General features: G+C 40.7%; 27 protein-coding genes. All 27 read left to right on the top strand.

What is annotated here, in order from left to right:
- The first annotated feature begins 344 nt into the window (after nucleotides 1-344).
- The 27 genes from HXT46_RS04745 (at nucleotide 345) to HXT46_RS04615 (ending at nucleotide 25,638) form a co-directional block, all read left to right on the top strand.
- On the top strand, nucleotides 345-989 hold the full coding sequence (locus HXT46_RS04745; RefSeq protein ID WP_421786339.1) for a sigma-70 family RNA polymerase sigma factor: 645 nt from the start codon (nucleotides 345-347) through the stop codon (nucleotides 987-989).
- A gap of 48 nt (nucleotides 990-1,037) precedes the next feature.
- Nucleotides 1,038-1,259, top strand: a complete 222-nt coding sequence (locus tag HXT46_RS04740; RefSeq protein WP_016815920.1) for a hypothetical protein — start codon at nucleotides 1,038-1,040, stop codon at nucleotides 1,257-1,259.
- 12 nt (nucleotides 1,260-1,271) lie between these two features.
- Nucleotides 1,272-1,574, top strand: a complete 303-nt coding sequence (locus HXT46_RS04735; protein ID WP_014554450.1) for a hypothetical protein — start codon at nucleotides 1,272-1,274, stop codon at nucleotides 1,572-1,574.
- Nucleotides 1,567-2,697 (top strand): DUF2800 domain-containing protein, encoded by a 1,131-nt coding sequence (locus tag HXT46_RS04730; RefSeq protein ID WP_014554451.1) that lies wholly within the window; start codon nucleotides 1,567-1,569, stop codon nucleotides 2,695-2,697. Before HXT46_RS04735 ends, HXT46_RS04730 begins: the two co-directional genes overlap by 8 nt.
- A gap of 4 nt (nucleotides 2,698-2,701) precedes the next feature.
- Nucleotides 2,702-3,250, top strand: coding sequence for a DUF2815 family protein (locus HXT46_RS04725; RefSeq protein ID WP_014554452.1), 549 nt, complete (start codon nucleotides 2,702-2,704; stop codon nucleotides 3,248-3,250).
- A gap of 226 nt (nucleotides 3,251-3,476) precedes the next feature.
- Nucleotides 3,477-6,380: a DNA polymerase gene (locus HXT46_RS04720; protein ID WP_421785779.1), complete on the top strand. Its 2,904-nt coding sequence runs from the start codon at nucleotides 3,477-3,479 to the stop codon at nucleotides 6,378-6,380.
- Nucleotides 6,381-6,477: 97 nt separating this feature from the next.
- Complete coding sequence (locus tag HXT46_RS04715) at nucleotides 6,478-7,269, top strand: phage antirepressor (protein WP_421785777.1); 792 nt, start codon at nucleotides 6,478-6,480, stop codon at nucleotides 7,267-7,269.
- Nucleotides 7,262-7,630: a hypothetical protein gene (locus HXT46_RS04710; RefSeq protein ID WP_421785775.1), complete on the top strand. Its 369-nt coding sequence runs from the start codon at nucleotides 7,262-7,264 to the stop codon at nucleotides 7,628-7,630. The genes HXT46_RS04715 and HXT46_RS04710 overlap by 8 nt, the downstream gene beginning before the upstream one ends.
- A complete protein-coding gene (locus HXT46_RS04705) occupies nucleotides 7,630-9,843 on the top strand; it encodes a phage/plasmid primase, P4 family (protein WP_421785773.1) in 2,214 nt (737 codons plus the stop codon). Before HXT46_RS04710 ends, HXT46_RS04705 begins: the two co-directional genes overlap by 1 nt.
- Nucleotides 9,844-10,244: 401 nt before the next feature.
- Entirely contained in the window at nucleotides 10,245-10,535 is a 291-nt protein-coding gene (locus HXT46_RS04700) for a VRR-NUC domain-containing protein (protein ID WP_064340605.1), read from the top strand.
- Nucleotides 10,516-11,955, top strand: coding sequence for an SNF2-related protein (locus HXT46_RS04695; protein WP_020760706.1), 1,440 nt, complete (start codon nucleotides 10,516-10,518; stop codon nucleotides 11,953-11,955). Before HXT46_RS04700 ends, HXT46_RS04695 begins: the two co-directional genes overlap by 20 nt.
- Nucleotides 11,915-12,343 carry a sigma factor-like helix-turn-helix DNA-binding protein gene (locus HXT46_RS04690; RefSeq protein ID WP_019260867.1) on the top strand — a complete coding sequence of 143 codons (429 nt, stop codon included), beginning with the start codon at nucleotides 11,915-11,917 and terminating at the stop codon, nucleotides 12,341-12,343. The genes HXT46_RS04695 and HXT46_RS04690 overlap by 41 nt, the downstream gene beginning before the upstream one ends.
- 143 nt (nucleotides 12,344-12,486) lie before the next feature.
- The gene (locus HXT46_RS04685; RefSeq protein ID WP_421785770.1) at nucleotides 12,487-14,697 is read left to right on the top strand and encodes a glycoside hydrolase domain-containing protein; all 2,211 of its coding nucleotides are present in this window, start codon (nucleotides 12,487-12,489) and stop codon (nucleotides 14,695-14,697) included.
- A gap of 67 nt (nucleotides 14,698-14,764) precedes the next feature.
- Nucleotides 14,765-15,214: a hypothetical protein gene (locus HXT46_RS04680; RefSeq protein ID WP_019260869.1), complete on the top strand. Its 450-nt coding sequence runs from the start codon at nucleotides 14,765-14,767 to the stop codon at nucleotides 15,212-15,214.
- An 83-nt stretch (nucleotides 15,215-15,297) separates the two neighbouring features.
- On the top strand, nucleotides 15,298-15,657 hold the full coding sequence (locus HXT46_RS04675; protein WP_349815768.1) for an HNH endonuclease: 360 nt from the start codon (nucleotides 15,298-15,300) through the stop codon (nucleotides 15,655-15,657).
- 160 nt (nucleotides 15,658-15,817) lie between these two features.
- Nucleotides 15,818-16,369 carry a P27 family phage terminase small subunit gene (locus HXT46_RS04670; protein WP_421785768.1) on the top strand — a complete coding sequence of 184 codons (552 nt, stop codon included), beginning with the start codon at nucleotides 15,818-15,820 and terminating at the stop codon, nucleotides 16,367-16,369.
- A gap of 12 nt (nucleotides 16,370-16,381) precedes the next feature.
- Nucleotides 16,382-17,167 carry an S-adenosylmethionine synthetase N-terminal domain-containing protein gene (locus tag HXT46_RS04665; protein ID WP_421785766.1) on the top strand — a complete coding sequence of 262 codons (786 nt, stop codon included), beginning with the start codon at nucleotides 16,382-16,384 and terminating at the stop codon, nucleotides 17,165-17,167.
- A gap of 14 nt (nucleotides 17,168-17,181) precedes the next feature.
- Nucleotides 17,182-18,417, top strand: coding sequence for a site-specific DNA-methyltransferase (locus HXT46_RS04660; RefSeq protein WP_192382084.1), 1,236 nt, complete (start codon nucleotides 17,182-17,184; stop codon nucleotides 18,415-18,417).
- Nucleotides 18,418-18,515: 98 nt separating this feature from the next.
- Nucleotides 18,516-19,166 carry a virulence protein gene (locus tag HXT46_RS04655; RefSeq protein WP_410295946.1) on the top strand — a complete coding sequence of 217 codons (651 nt, stop codon included), beginning with the start codon at nucleotides 18,516-18,518 and terminating at the stop codon, nucleotides 19,164-19,166.
- Nucleotides 19,150-19,314 carry a hypothetical protein gene (locus HXT46_RS04650; protein WP_421785763.1) on the top strand — a complete coding sequence of 55 codons (165 nt, stop codon included), beginning with the start codon at nucleotides 19,150-19,152 and terminating at the stop codon, nucleotides 19,312-19,314. The genes HXT46_RS04655 and HXT46_RS04650 overlap by 17 nt, the downstream gene beginning before the upstream one ends.
- A 162-nt stretch (nucleotides 19,315-19,476) precedes the next feature.
- The gene (locus HXT46_RS04645; RefSeq protein WP_421785761.1) at nucleotides 19,477-19,761 is read left to right on the top strand and encodes a transcriptional regulator; all 285 of its coding nucleotides are present in this window, start codon (nucleotides 19,477-19,479) and stop codon (nucleotides 19,759-19,761) included.
- 150 nt (nucleotides 19,762-19,911) lie between these two features.
- Nucleotides 19,912-20,136 carry a DUF7678 domain-containing protein gene (locus tag HXT46_RS04640; protein ID WP_410294671.1) on the top strand — a complete coding sequence of 75 codons (225 nt, stop codon included), beginning with the start codon at nucleotides 19,912-19,914 and terminating at the stop codon, nucleotides 20,134-20,136.
- Nucleotides 20,137-20,316: 180 nt separating this feature from the next.
- Complete coding sequence (locus tag HXT46_RS04635; RefSeq protein ID WP_415703823.1) at nucleotides 20,317-21,909, top strand: terminase large subunit; 1,593 nt, start codon at nucleotides 20,317-20,319, stop codon at nucleotides 21,907-21,909.
- A 10-nt stretch (nucleotides 21,910-21,919) separates the two neighbouring features.
- Nucleotides 21,920-23,167, top strand: coding sequence for a phage portal protein (locus HXT46_RS04630; protein ID WP_421785758.1), 1,248 nt, complete (start codon nucleotides 21,920-21,922; stop codon nucleotides 23,165-23,167).
- A gap of 357 nt (nucleotides 23,168-23,524) precedes the next feature.
- On the top strand, nucleotides 23,525-23,989 hold the full coding sequence (locus HXT46_RS04625; protein ID WP_032812432.1) for a DUF7689 domain-containing protein: 465 nt from the start codon (nucleotides 23,525-23,527) through the stop codon (nucleotides 23,987-23,989).
- A gap of 21 nt (nucleotides 23,990-24,010) precedes the next feature.
- The gene (locus HXT46_RS04620; RefSeq protein WP_421785755.1) at nucleotides 24,011-24,778 is read left to right on the top strand and encodes a hypothetical protein; all 768 of its coding nucleotides are present in this window, start codon (nucleotides 24,011-24,013) and stop codon (nucleotides 24,776-24,778) included.
- 116 nt (nucleotides 24,779-24,894) lie between these two features.
- Nucleotides 24,895-25,638 (top strand): head maturation protease, ClpP-related, encoded by a 744-nt coding sequence (locus HXT46_RS04615; protein WP_082266321.1) that lies wholly within the window; start codon nucleotides 24,895-24,897, stop codon nucleotides 25,636-25,638.
- Nucleotides 25,639-25,640 lie beyond the last annotated feature (2 nt).

The following is a 25,640-nucleotide window of genomic DNA, read 5'->3' as shown; positions in this document are numbered from 1 at the left end:
TACATGTCAAACTGTTATAAAAACGAGATTATTCCACTCTTTTTCACACTCATGATACGGGTTTTAAGAAAGAGCGGGTAAATGCTGTAAGAATTTTTGGAACAATTAACAAGATTGTGGTTAATGATTAATCAATAAGACACTACTAATAAACAGTTAAAGCCTGATTAGCTATAGGGCGATGAGATACGTCAATAGGATCCTCATGGTTTTTTTCATGACTCCTATGAAGTACCTCTATTCTACTATGGCTGTTTTTCAGGTATTAGAGTCGGTACTTCATAAAGTATCGGCTCTTTTTTGTATGTGTCTTCACCCTACCGCTGCAGGCGGGAAGGGTGAGCATGAGGACTCGCAAAACTAATAGCAACGATCGAGCAACATATAAGTATACAAGTTGTGTTCGTAATGAAGATGGTAGTTATAGTGAAGAAACTATCGAAATCAAGCCAGGCGAAAACGGTGTCACTGAAGCGGATATTAAGATGCTTCACTCAATGGATGACAGAGAGGTTTACTACAACAATAAGAACCTGCGTCCTACTAGAACTGCTGAAGAAAAAGCTGAGATTAAGGCGTGGAAAGAAGAATATATCCGGAATTTTAATCTTAAGCACGGTTATGAGCCTAACAAGGATGATGTTGATTATGCTGCTGAAGAGCATTTCCCGCGTAACTATAATCTTTCGCTTGACTTCGATGCAGATGGCGAGCTTGAAGTAGATAAAAGTCATCTTGCTGAAGCTCTCAGTACTACTGATGATTATGGTTTTATTACCAACGATTATGGTTTTGAAATGTCAGAAGAAATGGAGAATGCGTTTTCAACACTCACTGACAAGCAACGTCAGGTTATTCGTTTGATGTTTATTGAAGGATACACTCAGTCAGAGATTGCAAGCATGCTTGGTATCTCGTCTGCTGGCGTGAAAAAGCATCTCGATAGTGCCATCGTAAATCTTAAAAAAGTTTTACCAGAAAAATTCTAGAAATTTTTTAGGAGGAGGTTAAAAACTCCTCCTTTTTCTTTGCCTGTGATGTGTAAGGAAGAAACCCCTTATAGAAAGGAGGCAAAACTCGTGAAACACAAGATCGTTATTAACGTCACCGGTGAAAACGGTGAGAAGAAACAGGTTCTACGTGGAGCTGTGATGCGATTACCTCAGCGGTTTATCCGCTGGCTGTTTGGTGATTACTCGCAAGTCTACCTATTAGATCCCGGGAAGAGTGTTCAGTCAGTTGATGTCAAAGAAGTTTAAGGAGGAAAAACCGTGAACAAGAAAATTATGAAAGAAGTCATCAAAGACTTGGAAAACTTAACAGCTCATCTTAAAACGCTATTTGATGAGTCTAACGTTAGTAAAGAAAAACCATCTAAACCGGTAGAGAAACCAAAGCAGAATACAGTCAGTCTTGAGCAGGTTCGAGCGGTTTTAGCAAAACTTAGCCAGATGGGAAAGACAGCTGAGGTGAAGAAACTCATCGTTAAGCACGGTGCGCAAAAGCTCTCGGATGTTCCTGAAAGCGAGTATGAGAGCCTGTTGCATGAAGCGGAGGGAATTAAAGGTGACTAAGCATGCTTTACTTTCCCCATCTTCTGCTCACAGGTGGATTAAGTGTACTCCTAGCGCTGTTTTAGAAGAAAAGTTTGAAAACACTACTTCTGCAGCGGCTGAGGAAGGAACGGCGGCACACGCGTGGTGTGAGTACAAGCTGAATAAGCTTCTTAACCGTCCGTGCGAAAAACCGTCCACCGAGTATGACTCAAACGAGATGCAGGAATGCTCGGATGCTTACGTGGATTTCGTAATGGAAAAATACGAGCAGGCAAAACTTAACTGCCAAGATCCTATCCTTCTCATCGAGCAGAAGGTTGATTTTTCAGCTTACGTGCCTGACGGGTTTGGAACAGCGGACTGCATTATTGTAGGCGAAAAAACGCTGCAGATTATCGACTTTAAATACGGTCAAGGCGTGCTAGTGGATGCTTACGAGAATCCTCAGATGAAATGCTACGCTCTTGGAGCTTTAACGCTTTTCGACAGCTTGTACGAGATACAAACTGTTGAGATGAGTATTTTTCAGCCAAGACGTGACAACGTATCCACTTTCACACTACCTGCCACGGAGCTTATCTCTTGGGCTGAAAAAGTGCTTAAACCAAAAGCAGAGCTTGCTATTAAAGGCGAAGGCGAATTTGAAGCCGGTGACTGGTGCAGGTTTTGCAGGGCAAAAGCCACGTGCCGTAAACGTGCGGAAGAAAACCTTAAACTTGCAGAACTTGAGTTCAAACCGCCATCTGTTTTAACAGATAGTGAGATTGAAGAAGTGCTCACGCTTATTCCGCAGTTAACGAAGTGGGCTGATGATGTTTTAGCTTACGCCACAGATTCCGCTATAAACCATGGTAAAGAGTGGAGCGGTTTCAAACTCGTAGAAGGCAGATCAGTTCGCAAGTTTAAGGACGAGACAGCTGTTATTGAGAAAGCGAAAGCTCATGGCTTTACCGACATTTTCAAAACTAGTCTTATTGGTTTAACGGAAATGCAAAAGCTGATGGGCAAGAAAAAATTTGAGGATATTCTGGGCGACCTCATTATCAAACCGTCCGGAAAACTTACGCTCGTACCAGACTCGGATAAGCGGGCAAAAGTTAACGTAACAAATGTAAACCAAGAATTCAAAAAGGAGAATTAGTACTATGTCTAAATTAAATAACACGAAAGTTATCACCGGTAAAAACACGCGTCTTTCCTATTTCAACGGTTGGGAGCCAAAATCTATTAACGGCGGCCCTGAAAAATACAGTGTTTCACTGCTTATCCCTAAAAGTGATGTTGAAACGATTACGGCTATTGAGAAAGCTATTGATGCTGCGATTGAGGAAGGTGTCGGCAAGTTCGGCGGTAAAAAACCAAACAAGGCTGCTCTTAAAACACCACTCAGGGACGGGGATATTGAGCGTGATGATGAAGCGTATAAAGGACACTACTTCATTAACGCGAACTCAACCACGGCTCCGCAGATTGTAGACAAGCAGGTAAAACCAATCATGGACCGTAGCGAAGTGTATTCAGGCTGCTATGCGAGAGTTTCCATCAACTTCTACGCTTTTAACTCTAACGGTAATAAGGGTATCGCTTGCGGTCTTGGCAATATTCAAAAAATTCGAGACGGTGAGCCACTCGGCGGACGTAGCCTCGCAACCGATGATTTTACGACTTTAGAAGATGATGATTTTCTAGCGTAAGGAGCGTGAGTTAATTATGGAAATTGTTATAGCGGTTTTTATTTCAGTGTTTATAGGAGTATTACTTCTTGATTTCACGGTAAAGAAACTCGTGAGTCTTTACGTTGATATTAAACACATTCTAAATAGGAATTAGAAGATTCCTGAAAAACAGGAATTAGAAGATTCTATAAGTGGGGTGGCAGGTTTTCTGTCACCTCTTTTATTAACTTGGAGGTGATGTAATTTGGAAAATTTGAGTGTGGATTTAGAAACGTTTTCGAGTGTAAATCTTGGTAAATGTGGTGTTTACAAGTACGCAGAATCGGATGATTTTGAGATACTGCTCTTTGGTTACAGTGTGGACGGTAGTGAAGTTCAGGTTGTTGATTTAGCACAAGGTGAAACCATACCCGAGGTTGTGCTTTCTGCTTTAACAGATGAAACAGTGACCAAGTGGGCGTTTAACGCTCAGTTTGAAAGAGTCTGCTTATCACGCTACCTGCGAGATAAAGGCATCAATGTTAACCCTGGTCAAACAGCGAAAAGTGAAAGCTTGTTTTTAAACCCAAGCTCCTGGCATTGCACAATGATCTGGTCAGCCACACTGGGGCTACCCATGTCTTTGGAAAGCGTGGGAGCAGTACTGGGGCTTGATAAGCAGAAACTCACTGAGGGTAAGAATCTTATTAAATATTTCTGCCTGCCGTGTAATCCTACGAAAGTAAACGGTGGAAGAACAAGAAACAAGTATTTTCACGATAAAGAAAAATGGGAGCAGTTTAAATCGTATAACAAGCGTGATGTGGAAGTTGAAATGAGTATTCAAGAAAAACTCTCACGCTTTCCCGTACCAGACTTTTTATGGCAGGAGTTTTATCTCGACCAACAGATAAACGATCGTGGGATAGGAATAGATCCTCTTTTCGTTGAATCAGCCATAAAACTCGACCAGGAGGTGAAAACTCATCTCGTGGATGAGCTTAAGCATGTTACCGGTTTAGAAAACCCGAACTCCGTGTTACAAATGCGCTCTTGGCTTAAAAAGCATGGGCTTGAAATGGAGTCGCTTGGTAAAAAAGAAGTCGCTAAAGAACTTAAAACAGTGGGTAAAGAGTTGGCGGAAGTTTTACGGCTTCGCCAGCAGCTTGCTAAATCTTCGGTGAAAAAGTATACGGCGATGAAAAACGCTGCCTGTATGGATTATCGGGAGCGTGGCATGTTTCGCTTCTATGGCGCAAACCGAACAGGAAGATTCGCAGGAAGGCTCGTGCAATTACAAAATCTACCACAAAACCATCTGCCTGATCTAGCTGAGGCTAGAAGTCTTGTTAAACAAGGAAATGTTGAAGCGTTGGAAATGCTTTATGAGGATATTCCGGATACTTTATCCCAGCTTATCCGCACTGCTTTTATTCCACGCACGGGATTTAAGTTTATTGTCGCAGACTTTTCAGCAATCGAAGCGAGAGTCTTGGCTTGGCTTGCAGGTGAAAAATGGCGTATGCGAGTATTCGAGGAAGGTAAAGACATTTACTGCTCGTCAGCCTCTCAAATGTTTAGCGTGCCTGTTGAAAAACACGGAGTAAACGGGCACCTGCGGCAGAAAGGTAAGATAGCGGAACTTGCTTGTATTGCTGAAGGTGAACTTGTACTCACAGATGAAGGGCTTGTTCCAATTGAAGAAGTCACTACAAAACAAAAAGTGTGGGACGGAGAAAACTGGGTCAACCATAACGGAGTTGTTTTTAAGGGTGTAAAGGAGGTAATCGAGTATGAAGGACTTAGAGCAACACCGGACCATCTCGTCTGGGTTAAAGGGAAACCGAAGCCAATACGGTTTATTGAATCCGCCATCTGCAAAACACATCTCATACAAACCGGAGATGGTCGGAGAACAATACGGCTGGGTGAAAATCATCAGTGCAGAGAAACACTGGAATCAAAAGCAAAACCACTGTTATGTATTGACACAATGCGTAGGGTGCGGAAGCGTTCAATGGCAGGACTTAAACAGTCTAAAGTCGGGCAAATCAAAAGGGTGTCAAGCTTGCTCGCAGCCGAAACAAATACCAATATGGCTAGAAAAGCGGCTAAGTGCTGCGAAACAGCGATGCATCAATCCAAGAGATCCAAATTACAAAAACTATGGTGCAAGAGGGATAAAGTGGTGCTTCCATTCTGTTTTAGAAGCAGGCTTGTGGATTTTACAAGAGGTAGACAATGTGCAAAAAGACTGGGAATTAGATCGGATAAATACAAACGGCAACTACGAAAAAGGAAATATCCGCTTTGTTCCAAGAATAGTCAATCAAAACAACAAGCAGAACGCTATCCTAACACGGTGGGAGCAACAATATTGGCCATACGCAAGATCGGTAGTTACAAGAATGTTATCGAAAGGAATGGGCAGAGAAGAAATCATATCAAGAGCAAATACAGCTGTAGTGCAACACAGAAAAAACTGGCGTTTAATCGAAGCAAGGCTCGAGTTTATGACATACGAAATGCCGGACCAAATCATCGTTTTACCGTATCGGGAAAGCTCGTGCATAACTGTGGCTACGGTGGTGCAGTAGGAGCATTAAAGGCAATGGGTGCTCTTGATATGGGTTTACATGAAGATGATTTGCAACAGTTAGTTAATGATTGGAGATCTGCTAATCCACATATTGTTTCATTGTGGTGGGATGTGGACAGAGCGGTAAAACAGTGTGTACACGAACACGTATCTGTTCGAACACACAATATAGTGTTCACTTACAAGAGTGGGTTTCTTATCATCAAACTGCCTTCGAAAAGATGCCTTTACTATGTGAAGCCACGTGTGGAAGAAAACAAGTATGGTGGTGAATCGGTCACATATGAGGGTGTGGGATCTACTAAAAAATGGGAGCGGCTGGAAAGCTACGGTCCTAAATTCGTAGAAAACATTACGCAAGCTATAGCTCGTGACATCCTCATCTATGCTATGCAAACGCTGAAAGAATATCGCATCGTCGCGCACGTGCATGATGAAGCCATTATCGAAACCGATAAAAGCGTGAGTGTTCAAAGCGTGTGTGAGCTAATGGGAAGAACACCACCTTGGGCAGAAGGTTTACTTCTTAGAGCTGACGGCTACGAGTGCGAGTTTTACAAAAAAGATTAAAAAAATTTTAGGAGCAGGGTTAAAAACCTGCTCTTTTTCTTTGCCTGTGATTTAGAAGGTAATACCGCCTTCAGAAAAAATCATAGGAGGTAATTTTATGAATGAATTACAAGTATTTAAGAATGTAGAGCTTGGCTCTGTTCGCACAACAGTAGTAGATGGTATCCCATATTTTGTGGGCAAGGACGTGGCTGAGATTCTTGGTTATCGTGATACATCTGATGCACTGAAAAGGCATGTAGATGAAGATGATAAGCTGACTCGGTGTTTCACCGACTCAGGTCAGAACCGAGAAATGTATGTTATTAACGAGTCTGGTCTTTACAGTCTTATTCTTAGAAGTCAGCTCCCTAAAGCGTGTCAGTTTAAACGATGGGTTACATCACAGGTTCTTCCGAGTATCCGTAAGCACGGTATGTATGCGACAGATGAGCTTATCAACAATCCTGATATGGCTATCGCTGTTTTTAACGCATTGAAAGAAGAGCGTGCTAAAAGAGAAGCGTTAGAGCTTACGACTGCTGTGCAAAAACAGCAGATAACTGAGCTTAAACCGAAAGCCAGCTATTACGATGTTGTGCTTAAATGCAAAGACATAATCTCTATGCGTGTGATTGCAAAAGATTATGGCAAGTCAGCACAGTGGATGAATAACTTTTTGCATGAGCTCGGTGTGCAGTATAGGCAGTCTGATATCTGGCTTTTATATCAAAAGTATGCCAATCAGGAATATACGAAATCTCGCACAAATACCTACGAGGATTCTAATGGTGTTACACACTCAAAAATGCATACTTATTGGACTCAGAAAGGCAGGCTTTTCATCTATCACCTCATGACACAACACGGGATCTACCCGTTGATTGAACAGGAGGCTAAAAGTGAGTAAGTCTTATAAAAAGCATTTAGAAACAACACCGAATTTTAAGCCTATCGTCTACATTTGTGCTCCCTACCGTGGAGATAAAGAAAGAAACGTGCAACATGCTATTCGGTGTGCGGCTTACGCGTATTCACGCGGAGCAATCCCCGTTACTCCACACCTGCTTTTCCCGTTCATGAATGATGAGAATCAAAAGCATAGAGGGGACGCGATGTTTATGGACATTATCCTCTTAGGCAAATGCAACGAACTATGGGTGTTCGGAGAAAAAATCACAGGCGGCATGCAAGTAGAAATCAATCTGGCAGAAAAACGCAGGCAGCCGATTAAGTATTTTACAGATAAGGATTTAGGGGGTGAATATTGATGCTTGAATGCAAAATTTATACAGCTTCCTGTGTAGGAAACAGTAGCAACTGCTTGTATCCTAACGAAATAAAAGTCTGTAATCGAGATAGTTTTAATAAGGCTATCTCTTTTGACCATGTCACAGCACAGTTTACTAACAGTTATCGGTCTAAAGATAATTTCATTTCATCTACCTGTATTCCGATGGACTGTGATAACGACCATTCTGATGTTGGTAAAGACTGGGTGACGCCTTTTGATGTTGCTTTAGCGTTTCCGAACGTGTGCTTTTACGCGTCTTATAGTAGAAACCACATGAAAGACAAGCATGGGAAATGCGCAAGACCACGTTTTCACGTGTATTTTCCAATTGAAGAAGTAAGCGATGCTAAAGCTTATGTGGAGCTTAAAACAAGGATTCAATCAGTATTCCCGTATTTTGACAGTAACGCTCTTGATGCGGCACGTTTTCTCTACGGTGTTAAAACTCCACAGGTAGAACTTTACGAGGGTGAAAAAACAATCACTGATTTTCTCTCTGAAGAAGCTTTTGGTGAATTTGATGCAGAAACAGAAGAAATACCATCAGGGCAGAGAAACTCTAAGCTTAGTCATATTGCAGGAAAACTCATCAAACGTTATGGTGCGACAGATGAAGCGTATGAGAAGTTTTTGAGGGAAGCAGAACGGTGTAATCCTCCTTTGCCTGACGCAGAATTATCTAAAATCTGGTATTCGGCTAAAAAGTTCGGGCTTAAAGTAGCAAGTCAGGAAGGTTATATTCCGCCTAGCGAGTATGGGAAAAGCTATGAGGAGTATAAGCCGGATGATTTAACGGATATTGCGATGGCTGAGGTTTTTGCCAAACATAACAAGAATAAGGCTGTTTATACGATGTCTGCCGGCTGGCTTTACTGGACGGGCAAGAAGTGGGAAGCGTCTGAGCTTAAAGTTATGAAACTTTACATGCTTATTGCTAAAAAAGTTTTGAAAAATGCTGGTATCGAGTTTAAGACAGCTTACGAAGAGTTCATTCAAGCTGAATCATCAGGTGATAAAGAGCAGGCGGATAAAGCGAAAAGTGAAGTGAATCGGGCAAAGCAGTATCTTTCGTTTGCTAAGAAGATGAATGATCACAGTAAAGTGTCCGGGATATTAAAGCTTGCTAAATCCATGCTGGAAGTTGCAAACGAAGAACTGGATCGTGATGCTTTCATTCTAAACACGCCTTGCGGAATCGTGGATTTAAAGACTGGAGAGCTAAAAGAACATGATCCGTGTTTGTACTGTACGAAAATGACCGCTGTTTGCCCTTCACGGGACAACGTGGGATTGTGGCAGACAACTCTTGATATGGTTACCGCAGGTGATAAAGAGTTTCAAACATTTCTTCAAAGCCATGCGGGTAGTACGCTTATAGGTCAAGTGTTTGAAGAATCGCTTTTGCTAGTGTACGGGTCAGGCGGTAACGGTAAGTCGACCGTGTTTAACGCGGAAGCACACGTGCTTGGAGATTATGCTGGGAAAATACCTGCAGAGTCTTTAACCACTCGGGCTAAAAACGTGAAAGTGGATTTAGCAGAGCTTTGCGGTAAAAGGTTTATTCTTGCCTCGGAAACCGAGGAAGGACAAAGGCTTTCTATTTCCATGCTGAAACAGATAGCAAGCGTGGATGATATTTCAGCTGAGAGGAAATATTATGCTCCTTTTACGTTTACACCAAGCCACTCAACCATTCTCTACACGAACCATCTGCCGAAAGTCGGTTCGAACGATAAGGGAACGTGGCGGAGAATCTTTGTCGCACCGTTTACGAAAGAAATCAAGAATCCTAAAACAGACTATGTTGATGAACTTTTGCAAAAAGCAGGTGGGGCAATACTTCAATGGATGATTGAAGGAGCCAAGCTTTATATCCAAAACAGTTATAAATTCCCTATTTGTAAGGTGGTAGAGCAGGCTAAGGACGCTTACCGTGCTGAAAACGACTGGATAGGCCATTTCATCACTGATTATTGCATTAAGGGCGTGAATGAAACGGAGATGAGTAGGAGTCTTTACTTGTCTTACCGCCAGTGGGCAAACCTTAACGGTGAATATGTTAGAAACGATAGGGATTTTTCTAAGGCTTTACTGTTAGCCGGTTATAGCAAAAAACGGACGGGTAAAGGCTACCAGTGGTGTGGGCTTTCCATTAATCCTAATTTGCAGGCACAGGAGGATTTTCTTTGATGTAAAGCACGGTAAAAGTAAAAGATACTTCCTGAAAAATGTATTGGCGTGTAGACAAATGTTTTACATGGTAAAAACCGGGTTCAGAGAAAAATGTTCTATAGGATTTTTTCATACACGAAAATAGTCTTTGCCTACACACTACCATACACGTTTTCAAGAAAGAAAAGCCTGATAAATAGGGGTTTTGTATTATAGTGTACCCTTTTTCTTTACTTTTTATATAAGAGAAAAAAATAAAAGAAATATAAGTATATATAGAGAAAAGTAAAAGATGGGTCTAAAGCATACATGGCTACACAAATAACATTCGCCTGATGTAAACGGGGCAAAAATGAGGAAAACAGGAATCCCATGTTTTAAGGGATACAAATTTAAGTATAAGAACAAAGAGGTATCTGATGGGCTTTTTACGAGAAAAGGAAACTGAGCGAAAACTCGTCCGTGATGTTAAAGCTGTGGGAGGACTTTGTTTAAAGCTTACAAGTCCTTCCGTTGACGGGCTTCCTGACAGGCTGGTTTTACTTAACGGCGGAAAGATTGGTTTTGTCGAGCTTAAAGCACCAGGTAAAAAGCCTAGAGTTTTACAGGTGAAACGTATGAAGGATTTACAGGCTTTAGGTTTTAAGGTTTTCGTGGTTGATGACAGGAGTCAGATTGGAGGTGTGATTGATGCGATACGAGCCACATGAGTATCAAAAGTATGCGACTGATTTTATTATCACACACCCGGTGTCAGCGGTTTTGCTTGAAATGGGACTTGGTAAGAGTGTGATAAGTCTTACAGCGATTAACGACCTGATGCTTGACTCGTTTGATGTTTCCAGGACTCTGGTTATCGCTCCTCTTAGGGTTGCAAACACTACGTGGCCTTTAGAGTTAGAAAAGTGGGAGCATTTAAAACACCTTACTTATTCGGTTGTGACGGGTAGTGAGAAGGAGCGGATTCAAGCACTAAAAACGCCTGCTCACGTTTATATTATTAACCGTGAAAACGTGGAGTGGCTGATAATGAAAAGCGGCCTGCCGTTTAATTTCGACATGGTTGTGATAGATGAGCTTTCAAGTTTTAAATCGTATCAGGCGAAACGTTTTAAAGCATTACTGAAGGCTAGGCCGAAAGTTAAAAGGATTGTAGGTCTTACAGGAACTCCTTCTTCTAACGGGCTTATGGATTTGTGGGCTGAGTTTAGGCTGCTTGATATGGGTGAAAGACTAGGCCGCTATATTACGTATTATCGGCAGAACTTTTTTGATCCAGATAAGCGTAACCAGCACATGATTTTTTCTTATAAGCCTAAAGATGGTGCTGAGAGTTTAATCTATAAACAGATAGCTGATATTACGATTTCGATGAAGTCGAAAGACTATTTGAAAATGCCAGCGTGTGTGATAAACGAGGTGAAAGTAGAGTTATCCGGAAAGGAGCGAAAACTCTATGATGAGCTGAAACAGGATATGGTGGTGTCGTTGGAAGGTAAAGAAATTGATGCGATTAACGCAGCGTCTCTTTCAAATAAGCTTCTTCAAATGGCAGGCGGCGCGGTTTATAACGAGTGTAAAGAAAGCGTTCATATTCATGATCGTAAGCTTGATGCTTTAGAGGATTTAATCGAGGCTGCTAACGGTAAACCGGTGCTTGTAGCTTACTGGTTTAAGCATGATCTTGAGCGGATTAAGAATCGTTTTAACGTGCGTGAGATTAAAACGAGTGCTGATATTGCTGACTGGAATGCCGGCATAATTCCTGTAGCATTGATTCACCCGGCTTCCGCGGGTCATGGTCTTAACCTACAGGCTGGCGGCTCTACTCTTATCTGGTTTTCCCTGACTTGGAGTTTGGAACTTTACCAGCAGACGAACGCCAGGCTTAACCGTCAAGGGCAAATCGACACGGTTGTAATCCATCACATCATCACTAAGGACACGATTGATGAGGATGTGATGAGGGCTTTAAGCATGAAGGCTAAAGTGCAGGATGCTTTAATCGAGTCGGTTAAAGCAAGACTATCAATTAACGAAGTGAGGGAAAGGGGTTCTAAAGAGAACTTACCTCAAAATGGAGGTAAGAATGAACAAAAAAGAATACTTACGGCAAGCCTATCTTCTTGATAAGCGGATTAAAGCTGACATGGATGAGGTAGTAAGACTGCGTGAGCTTGCTACAAGTGTTTCTTCATTAAGATACGACAGGGAGTATGTGCAGACGACTCGAAGTATAGAAGCTCCGTTTGTGAAAGCTCTTATAAGGGTTATGGATTTAGAAGCAAAGATTAACATGGAGATTACGATGCTTATCAGTTTGAAAGAGCAGATTTTGGATGTGATTTCTAAACTTGAAAGCGTGGATGAGCAGATGATTTTACGCTACCGTTACATGAGTAACATGACGTGGGAGGATATTGGTAAAGAACTCCATGCTAGCAGAATGACGATTATAAGGTGGCATGGTAAAGCGTTAGAGCACATGGTTTTACCAGATAATCTAATCCAAATCTGAAAAAATGGTACGGTTTGGTACGCTCTGATACGAGATGACACTGCCTTCTATATGGTATTATATAGTTAGCAAAAATTATAAATACTAAGCCTTGGAAGAGTAATCTTTCAGGGCTTTTTTCATGCCTAAAAGGAGGGCACAACATGGATCAGATGGTATTACTAACACAGCAATGGTTAAACAAAACCTATGGTGATAAGCCTGGGTTTGGTTCAGTTATTACTGATGGGAATACTGGTTGGGATACAATTAATGGGCTTATTCGTGCTTTGCAGATTGAGCTTGGTATAACAGCAACAGCAAATAATTTTGGTGCTGGTACAACACGTAAATTTAATCAACGTTATCCACATGGTGTTAAGCAACAATCCGATAGTGATAAGTCGCAAAGTAATGTTTACTCGATTATTCAAGGTGCTTTATGGTGCAAGGGTTACTCTACTGGTAATGGTATTACACAAAACTTTTATGGTGGTACTGGGAATGCTATTAAAGAGTTGAAGAATGATATGGGCATTGGTGGTGATTCTACTGTCACAATTGATGTAATGAAAGCTCTTCTTTCTATGCAGCAGTTCGTTTTACTAAAGCGTTACGGTGGTATTGACGTTATTAGGATTATTCAACAAACTATTAACCGAACCTATAAGGATTATACAGGTATCATTCCTTGTGACGGCTTGTATGGTCGAGAAATGAATACCGCACTTATCCAAATTTTACAGTCGTTAGAAGGCTATTCGCCTGATGATGCCACGGGTAATTTTGGACATGGTACACGAGGTAATTTGAAAACTATTAGCAGGCAAAACGCTTCTTCCTATGGTAAGTGGGTATGGCTAGCAAAAGCTGTACTTAATTGTATTAGATATGATTGTCTTCAAAATGAGAATTGGGATGATGATTTTGCTGAGCAACTCACTAAATTCCAGAAAGACTATAAGCTTCCAGTCAGCGGAGCACTTGATGTTAACACGTGGATGTCGTTGTTAACTAGTAAAGGCAATCCAGACAGAGCTGCCAAGGCGTGTGACTGTGCAACGGTACTAAATGCTCAACAAGCTAAAGATTTAAAAGCGGCAGGATACCAGATTGTTGGAAGATATTTGACTGGGTATGTTGGAAAGTCAACATCTAAAGCTCTAACTTTAGATGAAATTAAAAACATAAAAAACGCTGGTCTTTCCGTATTTCCAATTTATCAAGATGGAGGATATTATCCTGAATATTTTGCGAATCCTAACCAGGGAACTGTTGATGCACAGGTTGCTATTTCCGCTGCAAAAAGGATTGGTATTCCTTCTGGTAGTACAATATACTTTGCTGTTGATTTTGATGCTTATGGATATCAGCTGGACAGCATGATTTTACCGTATTTCAAGAAGATAAGTTTACTATTCAACAGTTGTGAAAATATTAAGAAATACCAAGTTGGTGTCTATGGCCCAAGATTAATCTGCTCAAAAGTAAGCAAAGCAGGATATGCTAAATATTCGTTTGTAGCGGATATGTCTACTGGTTTTAGTGGGAATTTAGGTTATGCAATTCCTAACAATTGGGCGTTCGACCAATTTAATGAATTCTCTTTCCAATCTAGACCGACTTTTGCTCTTGATAAAGATGCATATTCTGGAAGAGATAAAGGTATCGCAAAATTTGATAGTGTAACAAAAATGACGAAAGGTGAACTAGAAAAAGAAAATATAAAAGACAAAGTAAATATTGCAAGAACACAGTTTGTGTATGATGTAGTAGAGCCTCTACATCTGCTAAATCAGCTTACTAGTTTTGGTCTTTCATATAATAAAGAAATTATTCTTAGTTATACTGAACTGCCTACTATTAGTATTCAAACCTCGGTAGAAGCAGTAACAGAATTGATGACAGTGCCTAATAATTCCTACAACGTTTCGATAGAACTAAATAGTGATGGTTCTCTAAGTGCTGCATGTGAAAATAAAATTTCTAAAATTGCTAAAGATATTAGAATTATGAAGGGCGGAGACATGATTCAAAAATCTATAGCAAATATTGCAGCATCAGTAAAATCGGGTGATATTGCATTCACTGGAAAAGTTATTTCTCCAAATCAAGTGGAGTTAGCTATTGAGGTAATGTCAGAAGATCTATTACCAACATTAGATGATGTTGATGAACATATAACGGTGATTGTAAAATACTTAATTACATTTCGTGATTTTACAATAAAGGTTCCTGAAATTCCTGAAGATGTTGTTGCAATAGGTGTAGCAGTAGCGGGAGTAGTTGCTATTTGTGCTTTTGTTCCGGTATTAATTACAGGTATTTTGGGATTCTTAGTAACATTAGGGTTGGTTGTTGCTGCTGATGCATAGAATGCATGAAAGAGAATAGGATCTGCTTTATGATAAGATAAAGTTAGATATTAGAATTTGGTGGAGTATGAATAAGATAAGTAAAAAAGCGAAAGTGCTGATATTTTGTATTTCAATAGTTGTGGCTATCGTTTGTTTTATCACCTTATTCTTGCATCGTATTGATAATAATGCATTTAATGCTCAAATTGATAGTAAAGAGAAAATAGCTTCATATAGGGCTAACTATAACTACATAGATGTATATAAGCAAAAAGATAAAATAATTATCAACACCTATTCTGATAGTAAGTTTGACGAACCAAATCGGATTGTTGTTCCATTTGAAGGTAAATTAAGTAAAAGTGATATTCTAGTAAAGTGGAAAACCGCAAATGGTGATGTTATTGAGCAAGATAGTGATAGTATCCTTGCGGCGAGTATCATCATTGAGAAAAATGGAAAAACTATATGTAATGAAAACATAAATTTTTGTGAAAAAGGCTGGAAAGTATTAAACGATGTAATTGGAAAATAGTGATATTTTTGTAAATGATTTTGTTAAAAGCTCTTTGAGATTATCTCAAAGGGCTTTTTTCATGCCCGAAGGGAGGATGAGTCTTGCCAAGAAAACCTAAAAGACCGTGTTCTTATCAAGGCTGTCCGAACTTAACTGACGGCAGGTTTTGTGAGGAACACTTAAAACAAGAGAACCGGCGCTACGAAAAATACGAGCGTCCCTATGATGCTCACAAGCGTTACGGCAGAGCATGGCAGAAAGTGCGGGATTCTTATGTGAGAGAGCATCCTTTCTGTGAGCTTTGCTTTAAGAATCGTGTGCTTGTGCCTGTTGAGCAGGTTCATCATATTAAACCGATTGCTGAAGGCGGAACACATGAGAGGAATAATCTTATTTCTCTATGCAAATCCTGTCACTCTAAAATTCACGCTAAGCGTGGAGACCGCTGGCATAACAAATAAAAACCACCCCAGGGGCGGTCAAAATCTCTAAAAACCTATTCCCCAGGGAACGGGCGCAGGGTCTCGCGTGCAAAAACAGCGTATTCAAAAGGGTAATAGGCAAAATCAGACACAAAAATTTTTTAATAGTTAAAACTCATGCGGGAAGGAGGCGAAAAGTTTGCCTACAAAATCAAATAATATTGGCGGTCGTGGCGGCAGACGCGTGGGTGCCGGGCGTAAAAAGAAAGCGGTTGTTGAAAAAGCTAGTGAAGGAAACCCCGGCGGTAGGCCTTTAAGCGTTCTTGATATTCCGGAGCTTGAAGGTGCTGAAATGCCTCAGCCTCACGAGTTTTTATCCGCCACGCAAAAAGACGGTACTCAGCTTCAGGCTAAAGAAATTTATGCTGAAACATGGAAGTGGCTAAAAGACATTGGTGTTAGCAGTAAAGTGCCATCTCCTCTTATTGAACGGTATGCGATGAGCTGTGCTCGCTGGATTCAATGCGAGGAAGTAACCAGTAAACTCGGGTTTCTTTCCAAGCATCCGACCACGGGAAAACCGATACCATCACCTTTTATCAACATTGGTATTAACTACATGAATCAGGCGGTCAGGCTTTGGAATGAGATTTTCCAAATTGTGAAAGAAAACTGTTCGACTGAGTTTGATGGCGTTTCACCTCAAAACGATTTAATGGAACGCCTGCTTTTAACACGTAAAAACATATAAGGAGAAAAAATTATGATAGAAAAAGTAAACCCGTCACATGTCGACAAGATTGCGGATCGTATTGCCGGAGCAATTGTTGATCTTGCATACAAGCTGGATGAGAACCCGAAGATTGCTGTTGAAGTGATGCTCGGGCATGGTAAGTGTGCCGTGTGTATTGAAAGCACGGTGATGTTTAAGTTTAAGGATATTAAAAATATTATCCACCGTTTAAGCCCTGGGAAAGTAAAGATTGATATTACGGTCGTGCCGCAGGATAAGCATTTAAGCCGAAACCAAAACGGTATGGTTCGCTGCGCTGATAACGGGATTTTTAAAGGCATGCCACTAACAGACGAACAGAAGAAACTCTCGGCTATTGCTCGAAAGGTTTATGAAAAGTATCCGTATGACGGCAAGTATGTTCTTGATGGTGAAAAGCTTATCATCTGCCAGTCTCACGCTAAACGAGAAGACTTATTGAAAGACTATCCGAATGCGTTTGTTAATCCTTTAGGCGATTGGACGGGCGGTATCAACGTGGATACGGGAGCGGTTAACCGAAAACTCGGGTCAGACATGGCTGATTCTGTCACGGGCGGCGGCTTGCATGGTAAGGATCTTACGAAAGCTGACGTGTCGGTTAACATTTACGCGTTTTTGAAAGCGCAGGAGACCGGCCGGGTGGTTGAGTTTTCTTGCGCTATCGGGGACGAGATGGTTGATGGTAAACCGTATGCGCAGATTGTGAAAATTGCGAAAGATTACATTGACTCGGTGGGTGGTTTTGAAAAGCTGGCTTGCTGGGGTCTTTTCTAACGGGAGGAAAGCTTATGGAAAAAGAAATGCAATATTATTTGGCTGACGTAAGTGAGCTTATCCCGTATGTGAGAAACGCTCGCACACACTCTGAGGCACAAGTATCTCAAATAGCGGCAAGTATTCGCGAGTTTGGTTTTCTATCCCCAATTCTAGTAGCGGAAGATAATACGATTCTTGCAGGCCACGGCAGGCTTGCCGCGGCATTAAAACTGGGTCTTAAAAAAGTTCCGTGCGTGAAAGAAAACCATTTAACTGAAACACAAAAGCGTGCTTATATTATTGCGGATAATAAGCTTTCACTTAACGCAGGCTGGGACAATGAGCTATTAGCTGTTGAATTGTCGGAGCTTGAAGGAGCTGATTTTAACCTTGATCTTCTCGGGTTTGACGAGGCGGAGCTTTCCAGTATTTTTGATGCTGATAAAGACGTAAACGAAGATGATTTTGATGTTGAAAAAGAATTGGAAGAACCGTGTTTTTCTAAAACAGGTGACATGTGGACGCTTGGTAAGCATCGTATTATTTGCGGTGATGCTACTAAGTTAGAAACATATAAGACGCTTCTTGAGAATACTAAAGTGAATCTGGTGGTTACTGATCCGCCTTATAACGTGAACTATGAGGGTGCTGCTGGGAAAATTAAAAACGATAATATGGAGAATGATAAGTTTTACCAGTTTCTTTTCAACTCGTTCGTGAACATGGAGCAGGCGATGGCAGATGATGCGTCTATCTACGTGTTTCATGCTGACACGGAGGGTTTGAATTTTAGAAAAGCATTCCAGGACGCGGGGTTTTATCTTTCAGGTTGTTGTATTTGGAAGAAACCGTCTCTGGTGTTGGGTAGAAGCCCTTACCAGTGGCAGCATGAACCGTGTTTGTATGGGTGGAAGAAAAAAGGTAAACACAAGTGGTACGCGGGTAGGAAAGAAACTTCAGTTTGGGAGTTTGAAAAGTCTAAGAAAAACGCTGATCATCCAACCATGAAACCAATAGCTCTTTTAGCGTATCCGATTAAAAACTCGAGTATGACGAACTCGCTTGTGTTAGATCCGTTTGCTGGAAGTGGTAGCACGCTTATAGCCTGCGAGCAGACGGGTAGAATCTGCTACGCTATCGAGCTTGACGAGAAATATTGTGACGTGATTGTGAAACGTTATATTGAGCAGGTTGGAAATGATAAGAGTGTGAAAGTTTTAAGAGGCGGTAAAGAATACTCGTTTACTGAAGTATTTACTAACAAGTAAGACTCGTATTTTATATGAAAAATAGTTTGCGACCGCTTGATAAAAACCTTCTTTAGAGTGATTTATATATGTACCCGAAAAAATCTAAAGGAGGCAAAATGGAATTAAAATACGGGTTAAAAGGAAAAGATAGGCAGCCGCTTATTAAAGCTATAGAGGATTCTACGGGAGTAAAGGCTGTTTACTTAAAAACTCCGAGTATGTCTTACAAGATAGGTGTTTTCAACATTAGTAAAGATGGTACGGTCACGTGTAGTAGTGAAGAAAATTTAGATGATTTAAAAAACATGTTAGATGCTGACTATGGTATAAGTCTTCCAGTCTGCGCGTGTGATGGTACGCAATGTTTTAGTGTTGAGTTTCCTAAAGATAAGGCTGATGTGGTAAAGCTTAGGAAAATTCTTGATAATAAGGGTGATCTTATTAAAAAAGCGTTAGGAGTGAACAGTCTTAATATTAAGGAAGAAGATGATAAGCTTATTTTTCCTTGGTTTGAGCAGGCTAACCAACCAGGCTTGGCATCCTATGCGAAGTTTATAAACAGTCTTTGTAAAATGAGCGTGGAAATTAAACGCGTAAATAATAGTAAGCGTGAGACAGTTAACGATAAGTACGCTTTCAGATGTTTTCTTCTTAGACTCGGGTTTATAGGAGATGAGTTTAAACAAGACAGGAAAATTATGCTTTCCCGTTTAGAAGGCTCCTGCGCTTTTAGAAACGGGGGTGAGCGTAATGCTGTATGCGAGTGAAGACCAGGCGTACGAGTTGAGCGAAGACTGTACTACAGGCTCTTTGGTTGAAGAAATTTTCGCGATTTTAGAGCAAGAGAACGAGGTTTTTGTAAAAGCATGTTTTACTGTAGTAGATGATTTTTGGGTGATTATTATTTCCGCATGATTTTAGAAACGTTTAACGGTTTTTAAGAGTAAAAAAATTAGCGAAAACTGGTGGGGAAAAAACGTGTAAATACCCGGTGTTTCTTGGCTTAAAAGCTTGCTATTCTGCTCTTTTAGAGTGATATATAGTATCAGCAAAAACACATGCGCAAAGGAGAAACCTGTGAAAAAAGAAATTTTACAAAACCTCGCAAACGAAGTTAAAACATGCAGACGCTACGCGCTAAACGCAGTCAAAAAAGCTGAAGAAGGGAAAATTAGTTCGGCTATCAGCATGCTCGACATCGCGCAAACAGCAAAAACCTGCGCCAGTAAAGCTCACGAGGAGCTTTGGAAGGTAAGCGAAGGAAAACTAAACAATACGGAGTTTGAACTGTTCGCGGATGCTGAAACCTTGGACAAGGATATTCAAAAAGCTTATCAAGCGATTCAACAAGCAAGAAGCTAAAAGAAAGGGGGATAGTCAGCCATAGGGTTGGAAGGCTGGAGAAAAATCGTGGAATTATCCGCGATTTTTTCTCGTTTACGGCTTGCTATTGCGCGCTTTTAGAGTGATATATAGTACTAACAAAAAACACAGAAACAAAGGAGCAAAACCATGTGGGAACAAGGCACGCTTAAAGTAGAAAATCAGGTTGTAAACTACAGCATGAAGGTTTTTGAAGAGCCAAGCGAATACGGGATTAACCAAGGAAGAATTTCCAAGCTCACTTTGAAAAACAATAACAAGGTTATCGCAAACTACGATAGAGGCTGGGACATGATGCCAACAAGCAAGCTTGCAAACGAGGCTTTAGAAATGATCCTCGACGCAAGAAACTAAAGAACTAGAAACTAAAAACTGAAAGACTAAAAGACTGAAACTGAATAATAAAATTGAAGATTGAGGTTGAGTTAAGAGTAGCAGGGCTTTTAAGGCCCTGTTTCTCGTAGGAAAGATAAGAAATGATGTGGACGCTGAAGGCGTCTTTTTTTTTATGCCTAAAGAAAGGAGGAGCTTAAGTTGGAAAAATACGAGGTTACTAAGTTTAAAAAAGAAGATTCAACGTATAGTAAGGATTTAGCGGATTATGCTGTAAGTTTTATCGAATGTTTAACACACACGAAGGGAACGTGGGCTGGTAAGCCTTTTAAGCTCCTTGACTGGCAGGAGCAGATTATTAGGGACTTGTTTGGCGTGGTGAAACCGAATGGTTACCGTCAGTTTAATACCGCGTATATTGAAATACCTAAGAAGATGGGTAAAAGTGAGCTTGCTGCGGCAGTGGCACTGCTTTTATGCTGTGGGGATAATGAGGAGCGAGCCGAGGTTTATGGTTGTGCGGCGGACCGTCAGCAGGCAACGATCGTGTTTGATGTGGCGGCGGACATGGTTAGAATGTGTCCGGCTCTTAATCGTAGGGTTAAAATTTTAGCTTCGCAAAAACGTATTATTTTCCTACCAACTAACAGTTTCTACCAGGTCTTGTCGGCTGAAGCGTACTCTAAACACGGGTTTAACATTCACGGTGTCGTGTTTGATGAGCTTCACACGCAGCCAAACCGTAAACTTTTTGACGTGATGACTAAAGGCTCCGGGGACGCTCGCATGCAGCCACTGTATTTTCTGATTACCACGGCTGGTACGGATACGCATTCTATCTGCTATGAGACGCATCAGAAAGCAGTGGATATTCTCGAGGGTAGGAAAATTGATCCAACTTTTTACCCAGTGATTTATGGTGCAAAAGATTCGGATGATTGGACGGATCCTAAGGTGTGGAAGAAAGCTAATCCTTCTCTTGGGGTGACGGTTCAAATGGAGAAAGTTAAGGCTGCTTTCGAGTCAGCCCGGCAAAATCCTGGTGAAGAGAATGCTTTTCGTCAGCTTCGTCTTAACCAGTGGGTGAAACAGTCTATTCGTTGGATGCCGATGGAAAAGTGGGATGCTTGCGGTTTTCAGGTGAATGAGGAAGAACTAGAGGGCAGGGTCTGCTATGGGGGTCTTGACCTTTCAAGCACCACTGATCTTACGGCTTTTTCGCTTGTGTTTCCGCCTTTAGATGAGTCGGATAAGTTTCGTATCCTACCTTATTTTTGGGTGCCTGAAGAAACCTTGAGTTTGCGCGTGAAACGAGATCATGTGCCTTATGACGTGTGGGAAAAACAAGGTTTCATTAAGACTACGGAAGGAAACGTTGTTCACTATGGGTTTATTGAAAAATTCATCGAAACTTTAGGTGAACGTTTCAATATTCGTGAGATTGCTTTCGACCGTTGGGGCGCGGTGCAAATGGTGCAAAACCTTGAAAACATGGGGTTTACCGTGGTTCCGTTCGGACAGGGATTTAAGGATATGAGTCCGCCTACCAAGGAGCTTATGAAGCTTACACTCGAGCAGAAAATCGCACACGCAGGGCATCCGGTGCTTCGCTGGAACATGGACAACATATTTATTAGGACAGATCCTGCAGGAAACATTAAGGCAGATAAGGAAAAATCAACCGAGAAAATAGACGGTGCTATAGCCACCATCATGGCACTTGACCGTGCTATCAGATGCGGTAACGCGAACACTCAAAGCGTGTATGACGCTCGAGGAATCCTATTCATGTAAGGAGGTGCGTATGAACATTTTCAGTAAGATTTTTAAGAGTAGGGATAAGCCTGAAAACAAGATGTTAGGCGGCGGTTATCGTTTCTTAATGGGTACGTCCTCATCCGGTAAGAGGGTGAATGAGCGTTCGGCGATGCAGATGACGGCTGTCTACTCGTGTGTGCGTATCCTGTCTGAGGCTGTGGCGAGTCTGCCGCTTCACGTGTATGAGCACACGAGTACGGGTACGGTTAAAGCGGTTAAACATCCTTTGTATAAGGTGCTTCATGATGAGCCGAATCTTGAAATGACAAGCTTCGTGTTTAGAGAAACCTTGATGACGCATCTATTGTTATGGGGTAATGCTTACGCGCAGGTTATTCGAAACGGTAAAGGCGAGGTTTTAGGCTTATACCCTTTAATGCCTGATCGTATGAGAGTTGACCGTGATGATAGTGGTCAAATTTTTTACGAGTATACGTTAAATGATAGTGATGTTTTAGCGGGTAAAGAAACGAGTGTGAAACTTAAGCCCTTTGACGTGCTTCATATTCCCGGTCTTGGTTTTGACGGGCTTGTTGGATACTCCCCGATAGCAATGGCGAAAAACGCTATCGGTATGGCGATAGCTACGGAAGAGTATGGTGCATCGTTTTTCGCTAACGGTGCTACACCAAGCGGAATCTTGGAATACCCCGGTACAGTGAAAGATCCGTCTGGTATGAGGGATAGTTGGAATAAGGGGTTCTCGGGTTCTAACTCGCATAAGATAGCGATTTTAGAGGAAGGCATGAAGTATACGCCTATTTCTATTTCGCCTAACGAAGCACAGTTTCTTGAAACTCGTAAGTTTCAGATTAACGAGATTGCTCGTATTTTTAGAGTCCCACCACACATGGTTGGTGATTTAGAAAAGTCGAGTTTTTCTAATATTGAGCAGCAGTCGTTGGAGTTTGTGAAATACACGCTGGATCCTTGGGTGGCGCGTTTTGAACAGTCTATTACGAGGCGGCTTTTTACTGATAAGGAGAAAGAAACTTATTATGTGAAGTTTAACGTGGATGGTCTTCTTCGAGGAGACTATCAGAGTCGTATGAATGGTTATGCTACCGCTCGTCAAAACGGTTGGATGAGCGCGAACGATATTAGACAGTTAGAAAACTTGGATAAGATTCCCGCCTGTGAGGGTGGTGACTTGTATTTGATTAACGGTAACATGCTCCCGCTTAACCGTGCTGGAGCGTTCACTGTAATTGGTAGAAATAAGTTAGGTGATTAAGATGAATTTGTGTCTTGATAATATTAATATAACATGTTATATTAATATTATTATAGTATAACTGTTTAGACAGTGGATGAATCATTTAGGCAACGAAGACATAACGAATTATCTTAACGTTAAGCGAAAAATAGAATTTAATCTCTATGGATACTTAGCTAAGATAATATCCTACACTATGAGAGTATACAACAAATTAATAATAGCAGAAAGGATGGAATAATTTATGTGACATTATAAAAAAAATCATAAAATGTACAAGAATAGTGATCATTCGAGATAAAATCTGATTAATCTCAATCTTAGTTAAAGATGTTGTTTTTAAGGAGGTGCTTACAAATGATTAGAAAAAGAAAGATGTTATCAGCAATAACCACTTATGTAATGGTTGTTGGAATGTTGTTTTTCACATCCAATTCTGTTGCTTATGCGTATACTTTATCTCAACCAAAATCGTTTTATGATAGTATTTCATGGACATGGTTTTATAGCGATAAGGCTACGCCAGCATATAATTGTCTAGGATTTGCAACTGGTAGTATGACGTACGAATGGCCTAGTGACTTTGGTGATGATGGTGCTACTAAAGCGCAATTGGATAATTATCTGGCAAAGAAAGGTTATAGACCTTATAAATATGATCCATTTATTCTAGCGTATGGTCATTCTCCTGATAAAATTGTTCATTTTGCAAAGGTTACTGGTCTTAAGTGGTGCCGTGCTAAATGGGGACAATTGGAGCTGTTTAACCATGGTAGTCATGATCCTTATTACCCTAATTCTGTTTATGGTTCTTTGCAACACAAATACACTGCGAATTAGAATTCTAGGAGGTGTAATACTATGTCTAAGAAAAAAATGTATATTTCGCTAGGAACTTTACTTTTATTGGTTCTATTTGTATTTACTGGAATTTTTATTATTGGAAATAATCCAGCATCAAAGAATAGTGGGAATATAGCTCATAAATTGATGCCAGTAAACGTAGCTTATGCTGAAACGTTAGATGATATAAAGGGATCCATGAATAAGTTGATGGTGGAATTAGAAACTGAGACGAAGACTAATCCACAAGTGGCTATGCAGGCACATCCAGGAAAGTTTATTAGGAATTCTAAAAACTATCAAAGAATATTGAAGCTAGGATTGAAGGCAATTAAACCTCTTTACGATACTATTTATGATAGTAGAGATGCTGGATGCTATGAATATATTCTAGCTATGGCTATTGAAGACATAACTGGTGAAAAGTTTGTTTACAATTCTGACTATGGTTGGAAAAATTCGTTGGAGTTTAGGATGGCTTATGACGAAAAAGTAAACAATACAAGGTTTAATGTTGAAAGAATCAGTAATAATGAAACTTTGAATGATCATGACCGAACTCAGAAATTTAAGGAATTAGGGATTTTTGCAGTTTCTGATTTAATTAAAGAGTATAGGAAAAGTGATTCCAAAGTTTCTAAACCATCGATATTAGAAGCTGTTAAGGGAATTACTAGTAAGTATAAAGAACTTGCAATAACGGAAAGAACTCCAACTGAGAGTATTCTAGATGAAACACAATTATTTGATTCTCTAGTTTCCTTAAATGGAAGAGCATACAAGTAAGGTGGATTATTTAACTGTAAAGCTAGTTCTTTAGGTATTATATGAGTGTTATACGAACATGAAGCGACCAAGAAAATCTTGGTCGCTTCTTTATATAAGAGAGGAGGAAAAAGGTAATGAGGAAGTTTTGGCAGTGGAAAAACCAAAAGGAAAACAATGAGACTAATGAGAATAATGAGATTTTTGAGAGGACACTGTTTCTTAACGGTACGATTGCTGAAGAATCATGGTTTGATGATGATATTACACCACAACTTTTTAAAGACGAGTTAAACGCTGGTAGTGGAAATATTACCGTGTGGATTAACTCACCTGGCGGCGATTGTGTGGCTGCGGCACAAATCTATAACATGCTCATGGATTACAAGGGTTGTGTGACGGTAAAGATTGACGGTATTGCAGCAAGTGCTGCCTCGGTTATTGCGATGGCTGGCACAAAGGTTTATATGAGCCCGGTGTCAATGCTTATGATTCATAATCCTATGACTGTTGCTTTTGGCAACAGAAGCGAAATGGAAAAAGCAATATCAATGCTTGATGAGGTCAAAGAGTCCATTATTAACGCTTACGAGATTAAAACAGGGCTTAACCGTGTGAAACTGTCGCATTTAATGGATTCGGAAACGTGGATGGATGCTAACAAGGCGGTAGAACTCGGGTTCGCGGACGGTGTTTTAACTAGAGGTGAAACCGCTGATATTGGCATACCACAGGTTTCAACATTGTATTCGAAAGCAAGCGTGCAAAACACGTTATTGGAAAAAATATGTAAAGCCTGCCGGATAAGCGGTAAGGAAACAAACAATATTAGTGCAGACGATCTTATGGATCGTCTTTTTTTAATCAAAAATTGGAGGTAAAT

It is taken from the genome of Gardnerella sp. DNF01204 (genome assembly GCF_049244145.1).
GTDB lineage: Bacteria > Actinomycetota > Actinomycetes > Actinomycetales > Bifidobacteriaceae > Bifidobacterium > Bifidobacterium vaginale.
Note: the sequence above shows the minus strand (reverse complement) of the source record. Positions and strands in the feature narration are given on the sequence as shown.